At 74.2% G+C, this 10850-nt stretch carries 6 protein-coding genes and 1 riboswitch; of the genes, 4 read left to right on the top strand and 2 right to left on the bottom strand.

Annotation, left to right across the window (positions count from 1 at the left end):
• From GTW43_RS27490 to GTW43_RS27480, 3 genes are all read left to right on the top strand, one after another.
• The coding region (locus GTW43_RS27490; protein ID WP_161304661.1) for an aldehyde dehydrogenase family protein at positions 1–1509 on the top strand (1509 nt) is incomplete at its 5' end.
• A gap of 129 nt (positions 1510–1638) precedes the next feature.
• Entirely contained in the window at positions 1639–1878 is a 240-nt protein-coding gene (locus GTW43_RS27485) for a hypothetical protein (RefSeq protein WP_161304660.1), read from the top strand.
• Positions 1865–3088 carry a glycosyltransferase gene (locus GTW43_RS27480; RefSeq protein WP_343246135.1) on the top strand — a complete coding sequence of 408 codons (1224 nt, stop codon included), beginning with the start codon at positions 1865–1867 and terminating at the stop codon, positions 3086–3088. The genes GTW43_RS27485 and GTW43_RS27480 overlap by 14 nt, the downstream gene beginning before the upstream one ends.
• Before the next feature lie 4 nt (positions 3089–3092).
• Here GTW43_RS27480 and GTW43_RS27470 read toward each other — a convergent pair whose 3' ends face one another.
• On the bottom strand, positions 3093–4310 hold the full coding sequence (locus tag GTW43_RS27470) for a cation:proton antiporter (RefSeq protein ID WP_161304658.1): 1218 nt from the start codon (positions 4308–4310) through the stop codon (positions 3093–3095).
• 155 nt (positions 4311–4465) lie between these two features.
• Between GTW43_RS27470 and GTW43_RS27465 the strand changes: the two genes are divergently transcribed.
• On the top strand, positions 4466–6982 hold the full coding sequence (locus GTW43_RS27465; RefSeq protein ID WP_161304657.1) for a polysaccharide lyase family 8 super-sandwich domain-containing protein: 2517 nt from the start codon (positions 4466–4468) through the stop codon (positions 6980–6982).
• Positions 6983–6991: 9 nt separating this feature from the next.
• Here the strand turns inward: GTW43_RS27465 and cobN are convergent, their stop codons facing one another.
• Entirely contained in the window at positions 6992–10711 is a 3720-nt protein-coding gene (gene cobN, locus GTW43_RS27460) for a cobaltochelatase subunit CobN (RefSeq protein WP_161304656.1), read from the bottom strand.
• A 57-nt stretch (positions 10712–10768) separates the two neighbouring features.
• Positions 10769–10850, bottom strand: a riboswitch (cobalamin riboswitch). This riboswitch is flagged as partial in the annotation.

Here is a 10850-nt window from a genome sequence, read left to right as displayed (position 1 = left end):
GCCGCCGAGGACTGGGTGACCGCGCCCTGGGCGCTGGCCCAGAGCGTCCGCGCCACGCTGCACGTGCTGCGCCGCATCGCGGCCGGCCGCTCCCCCGTCCCGGAGCGGGCCGTGCGCACCCGCCACGGACGCACCGTCGTCGACGTCTTCCCGGCCACCGGCACCGACCGGCTGCTCCTGAACGGCTTCCGCGCCGAGGTGCGGATGCTGCCCGGCACCACCCGCGAGCAGGTGCTGGCCCGCGCGGCCGGGGAGTACCGGGGCCGGCCGGGGGCGAGCGGTGTCGCGCTCGTGCTCGGAGCGGGCAACGTCGCGGCGATCACCCCGCTCGACGTCCTGCACAAGCTGTACGCCGAGGGGCAGGTCGTGCTCGCCAAGACGAACCCGGTCAACGCGTTCCTGCGCCCCCATTTCGAGGCCGTGTTCGCCGAGTTCGTGGAGCGCGGCTGGGTGCGGTTCGTGGACGGCGGAGCGGCGGAGGGCGCGTACCTCACCGGGCACGACGGCATCGACAGCATTCACGTCACCGGCAGCGAGCGCACCCACGACGCGATCGTGTGGGGCACGGACGAGCGGGCGGACCGGCGCCGGGCGGCCGGCATTCCGCTCAACACGAAGCCGTTCACGAGCGAACTGGGCGGAGTGAGCCCCTGCATCGTGACGCCCGGACCGTGGAGTGCGGCCGACTTCCGTTTCCAGGCGGAACACATCGTCACCAGCAAGCTCAACAACTCCGGGCACAACTGCGTCGCCACACAGCTCCTGCTCGTGCCCCGGGACTGGGACGGCACCGAACGGCTGCTCACCGAGGTCCGCCGGGTGCTGCGCGCGCTGCCGCAGCGCGACGCCTACTACCCGGGCGCCGCCGAACGGATCGCCGCGACGGCCGGCACCCACCCGGACGCCGAGACGTACGGCGAGGACGGCTGCCGGATCCTGGTCCCGGACGTCCGCGACCCGGACGACCCGATGGTCACCGTCGAGGTGTTCGCCGGTGCGCTCGGCGTCGTCCGCCTGCCGGGCGGTGACGCCCCCGGCTTCCTGCGCGCGGCCACGGAGTTCGCCGACGACCGGCTGCCCGGCACCCTCGGCGCGACGCTCCTGGTCCACCCCCGCACCGAGAGCGCGCACCGGGCTGCGGTCGACGAGGCGATCGCCGGTCTGCGCTACGGCACGCTCGGCGTCAACTGCTGGTCGGCGTTCGGCTTCCTGCTCGGCTACACACCCTGGGGCGCCCACCCCGGCCACACCCCCGCGGCCATCGGCAGCGGCATCGGCTTCGTGCACAACGCCTTCCAGCTGGAGGACGTGGAGAAGACCGTGCTGCGCGCCCCGTTCGCCCCCGCGCCCCGCGGCCTGGTCACGGGCTCCCCGTCCCTGTCACCGCGGCCGCCGTACTACGTCACGAACCGCACCGGCCGGGCGACGATGCGCCGCCTGACCACGTACACGGCACGCGGCGGCGCCCGGCGGCTGCCCGGCATCCTCGCCTCGGCCCTGCGCGGCTGACCCGGGGACCCGGCCGCCGGGCGGCCGGCGGCACACAACGTGCAGACCCGACAAACCCCGCCCTAAGGTGGCCGGAGTGTGCCGCGCGTGTTCCGCGTCGGCGCGTGCCGCCCGAAAGGGACTGCCTCCATGCACGGCATCCGGTTCGAGCCGACCCGGCCCGCCACCCGCGACCGCCGGGTGCTCGCGTTCCTGCTCGGTGCCGTCGTCTGGCTCGCGGCCGGGATCCTCGCGGTCGTGCTGCTCGGGCACTCGGCCATCCTGCGCCACCTGCTGCTCGCCGTCGTGGTCTCGTGGTGCGTCTTCGGGATCGCGCTCGTCCTCGCCACCGCCTCCAGACGCCGGGAGGAACGCCGTGAGCGTCCTTGACGTGCTGCTCCTCTTCCTCGCGTTCTACCCGGTCGTGACCGGCGCCGCCTGGATGGCCGGCGGGGCCGCCTTCCGGCTCCTGGACGAGAAGCCCGCGCCGACCGTGCCCGAGGGCGGCTGGCCGGGCGTGACCGTCCTCGTCCCCGCCTACAACGAGGAACAGGTCGTCGCCCGCTGCGTCCGCGCCCTGCGTGCCGTCGACTACCCCGAGCTGGAGATCCTCGTCCTCAACGACGGCTCGAAGGACGGCACGGTCGCCGCCGCGCGGGCCGCCGCGGGCGACGACCCGCGCGTCTGCGTCGTCGACGACGGCGTCAACGTCGGCAAGGCCGACCGCCTCAACGACGGTATGCGGCGCGCCCGCCACGCCCTCGTGCTCGTCACCGACGCGGACACCCACCTGCACCCCGACGCCGTCCAGCACCTGGTCGCCCGGATCCTGCGCTCCCCGCGCTACGCGGCCGTCGCCGGCAGCCCGCGCGTCACCAACCGCGGAAGCGTCCTCGCCACCATGCAGATGCTGGAGACGGCCTCCCTGATCGGCCTCATGCGGCGCACGCACGCCCTGGCCGGACGGGTCGGGACCGTGGCGGGCGTCCTCGGGCTGTTCCGCCGCGACGCCGTGCTCGAGGTCGGCGGCTACGACCCGACGATGGCCACCGAGGACATCGAGCTCACCTGGCGGCTCCTGGAGGCCGGCCATCTGACGGGCTTCGCCCCGCACGCCCTCGTCGGCATGCAGGTCCCGCACACGCTCCGCGGCATCTGGGCCCAGCGCACCCGCTGGGCCCGCGGCCAGGGCGAGGTGCTGCGCACCCACGGCCGCACGGTCGCCCGCCCGCGCCACCGGGCCATGTGGCCGATCGCCGTGGAGGCCCTGCTCTCCTACGTGTGGGTGCTGACCATGCTGGCGGCCACCGTGTGGGGCGTCGTCCACTGGATCGGGCACCCGGGCGACACGAAGTTCCGCTGGATGATCGCCTGGGGCGTCGGGATCGCCGTCGTCGCGATGCTGCAGATCGCCGTCGCCGTCGCCGTGGAGTTCCGCCTCGACCCGCGCCTCCTCTACGCCTGTCTGCTCCTGCCCCTGTATCCGCTGGCCCACTGGACCATCAACGCGCTGGCCGCGCTCACCTCACAGACCCGGGGGCTGCTGCGCGGGCCGCGCGAGCGCCGCGTCGTGTGGGACCTGCCGCGCAGCGCCGGCTGATCCGTCACCAGGACTCCGTGGCCCCCGTGCCGCGCGGCAGTGCGGGGTCCGTGCCGCGGGCGCGGGCGCGCAGCCGCATGCCGACGAGGGGGAAGACGAGGACCGAGATCATCGCGGCGCCGACCAGGGCCGCCGCGTCGCTCTGCGCCAGCGTGCCGTCGTCGACGCCGATCGCGGTGATCGCCACGACGAGCGGCAGGCAGGTCGCCGAGTACACCGTCAGGGCGCGGCGGCTGAGCGGGGTCAGGTCGCGCGGCGCGAGCACGTACGCGGGCAGGCCGCGGACCACGACGAACAGGACGAGGAAGACGGGGACGAAGAGCAGCGGGCGGCCGCCGTGCAGGAGGGAGGCGAGGTCGAACTCGATGCCGGTGACGATGAAGAACAGCGGCACCAGGAAGCCGAAGCCCATCGCCTCGACCTTCTCCAGGACCTCCTCGCTGCTCTCCGGCGCCGCGCCGTGCAGCACGAGCCGGGTGAGCAGGCCCGCCGCGAACGCGCCGAGCAGCACGTCGAGCCCGAAGGCCTCGGACAGCGCGAGCATCGCCACGAGCAGCAGCATCACGAACCGCACCGCGAACTGCCCGCTCGTGTGCAGGGTCGTCCGGACGACCTGGCTGAACCAGAGCGGGCGCGGGCGCAGCGCCCACCGGACGGCCGCCGCCGTGATCACCGCGAACACGGCGAGGACCACGGTCGCGGCGCCGGGGCTGCGGCCGCTCAGGAGCACCGCCATCGCGATGATCGGCCCGAACTCGCCGACCGCGCCGAAGGCCAGCATCACCGTCCCGAACCGGCCGGACAGATCGCCGCTGTCGCGCAGGATCGGCAGCACCGTGCCGAGCGCCGTGCTGGTCAGCGCCGTCCCGATGATCACGGTGCGGGCGAGGTCCAGGCCGGTCAGCGCGAGCGCGATCGCGAGGCCGAGGACCAGCGACACCCCCCACGCGCCGACCGAGCGGCGCAGCGTGTCCCCCTTGATCGCGGCGAACTCGATCTCGTACCCGGCGAGGAAGATCAGCATCGACAGGCCGAGGTTCGACAGCACGTCGACGACCTCGCCGCCGTGCGCCCAGCCCAGCACGTCCGGGCCCATCACGATGCCCAGGACGATCTCGAAGATGACGACGGGGATGCGGGCCCAGCGGCCCACCGCGTGCGCGAGCAGCGGGGCCGCGACCGCGGCCGCCATCACGAGGATCAGCGTCCCTGCCTGTCCCACGCCGTCCCCCTGTTCCCGCGCCGGTCCGGTCCGCGCCCGATGTTCCGACCCTCGGGGCCGCGCCCGCCCCGCGCATGCGAGGGCCGTCCGTGTGGGTGACGGCGGGCCCGTCGCACCCCTTGTCGCCGCCCGGCCGGTCTGCCATCGTCCGGCGGATGGGGACACAGAGGCGGGCGGGGATCGGTCGCAGGCAGGTGCTGGGCGTGCTGGGCGCGGCCGGAGTGCTCGGGGTGGTGCCCGTCGGCTGGGCCGGGCCCGCGCGGGCGGCGGACGGGGCGGCGCGGGTGCGCGCGAACACCGTCGCCGTGTTCGCCGGCACGGCGGAGTCCAACTCCCGTACGGAGACGGCCGCCAAGCGCGCCGCCGTCGAACGCACCGCCCGCACGAACCTCGCCGCGCTCGACGCCGCGAGCGGCGACGGCGAACTCTTCGCGGGCCTCCCCCTCGGCACCAGCGACCCGAACCTGAACACCACCTTCCAGCGCCTCTACGAGATCGCGCTGGCCACCCGCGCCCCGGGCCTGCCCGCCGACCTGTACGGGAGCACCGCGGTCCAGGACCGGGTGCTCGACGGGCTGCAGTGGCTGCACACGCACTACTACGGCGACCAGGCGGCGGGCTACTACGGCAACTGGTTCACGTGGGAGATCGGCATCTCCCAGCACGTCACCCGCACCCTCGTGCTGCTCTCCGACCGGGCGCCCGCCGCGCTCGTCACCGCGTACCTCGCCTCCATGGACGCCTACCTGCGCAACGGCAAGGACGGCGACGTCGACCTCGACTCCCGCTTCCACACGGGCGCCAACCTCGCCGACATCACCACCAACCGCATCCTCCAGGGCGCCCTCACCGCCGACGAGGCCCGGATCCGCAAGGCGCTCACCGACCAGCTGACCGTCTTCGCGACCGTCGACCCGTACCACCTGCGGCACGGGGTCACCGACGGGTACTACGCGGACGGCTCGTTCCTTCAGCACGCCTCCGTCGCCTACACCGGCTCGTACGGGAAGGGCCTGCTCAGCCGGGTCGTGCAGACGCTGAAGATCCTCGACGGCAGCGGGTTCGCGCACGGCGACGAGCTGGTGCCGGTCGTGCACGGATGGGTCAGGGACGGGTTCGCGCCGCTGATCTTCGAGGGCTGGATGATGGAGGCGGTGAAGGGGCGCGCGGTGTCCCGCACCGGCACCGGGTACGACGACGTCGCCGTGATCGTCGAGGCCGTCGTCGACCTCGCCTCGCTGTCCGACGGCGACCCGGCCCGCGCCCTGAAGAGCTACGTCAAGCATGTGCGGGAGGCCTCCCGCACCCCGCTCGACCCGACGGCGTTCGTCTCCCCGCTCAGCATCGTGCGCTACGCCGACCTGCTCGCCGACGCCACGGTCCCCGCGGCCGACCTCAACCCGCCCGCCCGCTCCGTCGCGTTCAACGCCATGGACCGCACCGTCCACCGCCGCCCCGGCTACGCGTTCACGCTGTCCCGCAGCTCGGCCCGCATCAGCAAGTACGAGTACATGAGCGGCGAGAACCTGATGCCCTGGTTCCAGGGCGACGGCGCGCACCACCTGTACCTGTCCGGCCAGGACCAGCGGCAGGCGTACGGCGTCGACCACCTGACCACCGTCTCCCCGTACGGGCTCGCCGGAGTCACCGCGCCGGTCGAGCACCGGGACACCGTCCCGCAGGCGTACGGCGGCGAGCTGTTCTACGACAACCCGGACCACCCGCTGAACTTCACCGCGTCCAGCGAGTCCCAGAACACCTACGTGTACTTCCCGACCGCCACCGGCACGTACTCCGGCGGCGCCGTGCTCGGCGCGTACGGGGCGGCCGGCTGGGTGCTCACCGACGACGTGCCGTGGCGCGACCGGCGGGCCGGGATCCTGCCGGACGACTTCGCCGCGTACCGCTCGGCGCGCGCCACCCGGTCCTGGTTCCTGCTCGACGACGAGATCGTGCTGCTCGCGGCGGGCGTCGGGGACGCCCCCGGCGGGCACCGGGCCGTGACGACGACCCTGGACGCGCGGATCGCGGCCGACGGCGACGCCGTGTCCGTCACCCACGCAGCGGGCGGCGACCGGATCCGGTACGCCGACGCGACCCAGGGCACGGCGGTCGGCTACGTCCGGCTCGCGGGGCCGGTCGCGACGCCGCGTCTGGAGACCGTGACCCGCAGCCGCCGCACCGTGCGCACGTCGAACCCGGACACGGCCGTCACCAAGCAGGTCTTCTCGCTCACCGTCGCACAACGGGCGGGCGCCCGGCCGGCCGCGTTCGCGTACGCGCTGCTCCCGAACGCGACGGCCGCCGCGGTGCGCGCCTACGACGCGGTCCGCGTCCTCGCCAACACCCCGCGCATCCAGGCGGTCCGCCACGACGGGCTCGGGCTGACCGCCGCCAACACCTTCACGGACGGGACCCACCACACGTCCGGGCTCGCCGTCGCGGGGCCGGCCTCCGTCCTCGTGCGCCGGGAGGGCGCGGCCACGTCCGTCGCCGTGTCCGACCCGACGACCGGACGCGACACGGTGACCGTGACCCTGCGCGGGCGCGCGCTGCGCAAGGTGTCCGGCGACGACGCGGTCCGCGTGAGCCGGGTCCCCGGCGGCACCCGGCTCGACGTGGACACGCACCAGGCGTACGGGCGCAGCTTCACGGTGACCCTGCGCCCGTAGGCCTGCTCGCTACTCGTCGGCCTCCAGGTCGCCCTCGGTCTCCAGGTACACCTGGCGCAGGGCCTCGAGGACCTGGGGGTCCGGCTTCTCCCACATGCCGCGGGACTCGGCCTCCAGGAGACGCTCGGCGATGCCGTGCAGGGCCCAGGGGTTGGCCTCGGAGAGGAACCGGCGGTTCGTCTCGTCGAGGACGTAGGTCTCCGTGAGCTTGTCGTACATCCAGTCGGCGATGACCCCGGTCGTGGCGTCGTAGCCGAACAGGTAGTCCACCGTCGCGGCCAGTTCGAAGGCGCCCTTGTAGCCGTGGCGGCGCATCGCCTCGATCCACCTGGGGTTCACGACGCGGGCGCGGAAGACCCGGCTCGTCTCCTCGACGAGGGTGCGGGTGCGGACCGTCTCGGGGCGGGTCGAGTCGCCGATGTACGCCTCGGGGGCCGTGCCGCGCAGGGCGCGCACGGTGGCGACCATGCCGCCGTGGTACTGGAAGTAGTCGTCGGAGTCGGCGATGTCGTGCTCGCGGGTGTCCGTGTTCTTGGCGGCGACCGCGATGCGCTTGTAGGCCGTCTCCATCTCCGCGCGGGCCTGGCGCCCGTCGAGGCCGCGGCCGTACGCGTAACCGCCCCACACCGTGTACACCTCGGCGAGGTCGGCGTCGGTGCGCCAGTCCTTGGAGTCGATCAGCTGGAGCAGGCCCGCGCCGTACGTGCCCGGGCGGGAGCCGAAGATGCGGGTCGTGGCCCGGCGTTCGTCGCCGTGCGCGGCGAGGTCCGCCTCGACGTGCGCGCGCACGTGGTTGGCCTCGGCGGGCTCGTCGAGGGACGCGGCGAGCCGGACCGCGTCGTCGAGCAGGCCCACGGTGTGCGGGAACGCGTCGCGGAAGAACCCGGAGATGCGCAGCGTCACGTCGATGCGCGGGCGGTTCAGCTCCTCGTACGGGATCGGCTCGAGGCCCGTCACACGGCGCGAGGCGTCGTCCCAGACGGGGCGCACGCCCAGCAGGGCCAGGGCCTCCGCGATGTCGTCGCCCGCGGTGCGCATCGCGCTCGTGCCCCACAGGGACAGGCCGACGGAGGTGGGGTACGCCCCGTCGTTGTCCTGGCGGTAGCGCTCGACGAGCGAGTCGGCGAGGGCCTGGCCGGTCTCCCAGGCGAGCCGGGAGGGGACGGCCTTGGGGTCGACGGAGTAGAAGTTGCGGCCGGTGGGGAGGACGTTGACCAGCCCGCGCAGCGGCGACCCGGAGGGCCCGGCGGGGACGAAGCGGCCCTCCAACGCCCTGACGGAGTGGTCGAGTTCGGCGGTGGTGGCGTCGAGGCGGGGGACGACTTCGCGGGCGGCGAAGGCGAGGATGTCAGCGACCGCGTCCGAAACAAGCCCCTCCGGCGCTTGAGGAGCGGGGTCCGGGGCGGAGCCCCGTGACACGAGCTCGATCGCCGCGGAAACCGCCTCCGGCTCCCAGGAAGCATCCTCCATGGCCTCGACAAGAGCGCGGGCCGTCGACTCGGCGGCATCGGCATCGGTGCGGGTCGCCTTCGACTCGTCGAGCCCCAGCGCCTCGCGCAGCCCGGGCAGGGCCGCGCTCCCGCCCCAGATCTGCCGCGCCCGCAGGATGGCGAGCACGAGATTGACCCGGTCGGCACCGGCGGGCGCCTGCCCGAGCACGTGCAGACCGTCGCGGATCTGCGCGTCCTTGACCTCGCACAGCCAGCCGTCGACGTGCAGCAGGAAGTCGTCGAAGCCGTCGTCGTCGGGGCGGTCGGCGAGCCCCAGGTCGTGGTCGAGCTTCGCCGCCTGGATCAGCGTCCAGATCTGCGCCCGGATCGCGGGCAGCTTCGCCGGGTCCATGGACGCGATCTGGGCGTACTCGTCGAGGAGTTGTTCCAGGCGGGCGATGTCGCCGTACGAGTCGGCGCGGGCCATCGGCGGCACGAGGTGGTCGATGAGCGTGGCGTGGACGCGGCGCTTGGCCTGGGTGCCCTCGCCCGGGTCGTTGACGAGGAACGGGTAGACGAGCGGCAGGTCGCCGAGCGCCGCGTCGGGGGCGCAGGCGGCGGACAGGCCCGCGTTCTTGCCGGGCAGCCACTCCAGGTTGCCGTGCTTGCCGAGGTGGACCATCGCGTCGGCGCCGAAACCGCCGTCCGCGGCCGGCGCCGCGATCCAGCGGTACGCGGCCAGGTAGTGGTGGGACGGCGGGAGGTCCGGGTCGTGGTAGATCGCGATCGGGTTCTCGCCGAAGCCGCGCGGCGGCTGGATGACGACGAGGAGGTTCCCGCGGCGCAGGGCGGCGAGCACGATGTCGCCCTCCGGGTTGCGGGAGCGGTCGACGAACATCTCGCCCGGCGGCGGGCCCCAGTGCCGCTCGACGGAGTCGCGCAGCTCCTGCGGCAGCGTCACGTACCAGCGCCGGTAGTCGGCGGCCGGGATGCGTACCGGGTTCCTGGCGAGCTGCTCCTCCGTCAGCCAGTCCTGGTCGTGGCCGCCCGCCTCGATGAGCGCCCGGATCAGCTCGTCGCCGTCGCCGGACACGAAGCCCGGGATCAGGGCGGTGTCGCCGAAGTCGTAGCCCTCGTCGACCAGCCGGCGCAGCAGCGCGACCGCGGAGGCGGGGGTGTCGAGGCCGACCGCGTTGCCGATGCGGGAGTGCTTGGTCGGGTACGCGGACAGGACGAGCGCCAGCTTCTTGTCCGCGGCCGGGACGTGCCGCAGGCGGGCGTGGCGCACGGCGATCCCGGCGACGCGGGCGGCGCGCTCGGGGTCGGCGGCGTAGGCCGGGAGCCCGTCCTCGTCGATCTCCTTGAACGAGAACGGGACGGTGATGAGCCGCCCGTCGAACTCCGGCACCGCGATCTGGCTCGCGGCGTCGAGCGGCGAGACGCCCTCGTCGTTCGCCTCCCAGTCGGCGCGCGACGAGGTCAGGCACAGCGCCTGGAGGATCGGCACGTCGAGGCCGGTGAGCGCGCCCGCGTCCCAGGCCTCGTCGTCGCCGCCGGCGCTCGCCTCCGCGGGACGGGTGCCACCGGCCGCGAGGACGGTCGTGACGACGGCGTCGGCCGCGCCGAGCGCCTCGATCAGCTCCGGCTCGGGGGCCCGCAGCGACGCCACGAACAGCGGCAGCGGGCGGGCGCCGGCCCGCTCGACCGCGTCGCACAGGGCGTGCACGAACGCGGTGTTGCCGCTCATGTGGTGGGCGCGGTAGTAGAGCACCGCGACGGTCGGGCCGTCCCCGGCGGGCGCGGGCCGCTCCAGCGGGCCCCAGGTCGGCGCGGCGGCGGGCGGCTCGAAGCCGTGCCCGGTGAGCAGGACCGTGTCGGACAGGAAGCGGGCCAGCTGCGTCAGGTTGGCCGGGCCGCCGTGCGCCAGGTACTTGTGGGCCTCCGCCGCGATGCCGACGGGCACGGTGGAGGCGGCCATCAGCTGGGCGTCCGGGGCCTGTTCACCGGTGAGCACGACGAGCGGGACACCGGCGGCGGTCAGCCGGTCGATGCCGTCCTGCCAGGCGCGGATCCCGCCGAGGAGACGCACGACGACGAGGTCGACGCCGTCGAGCAGCGCGTCCAGGCCGGTCGCGGAACCGCTCTCGGTGTCGATCCGGGAGGGGTTCGCGAAGCGGTACGTGACCGGGGCGCCGGGTGCGGAACCCGCGGCGCGGGCGCTGAGCAGGTCGGTGTCGGACGTCGACAGGAGCAGGATGCGCTGCGCGGGCGGGGCCGCCGGCGAGGGCTGCTGGGGCATGCGTCGTCTGGCCTTCCTCGGGGTGTCCGCGCCCCGGGTGGTTACGTGGTCTCCCCTGCTCGAAGAGCGGGGGAAGGGAGTTCCTGGCTCACCCCGGGTGGGGGCTCACAGTGGCGGGACCGCGCCGGATTCGCACCGG

The organism is Streptomyces sp. SID5785, from assembly GCF_009870065.1.
Taxonomy (GTDB): Bacteria; Actinomycetota; Actinomycetes; order Streptomycetales; family Streptomycetaceae; genus Streptomyces.
This window is presented reverse-complemented; position numbering and strand designations above follow the sequence as displayed.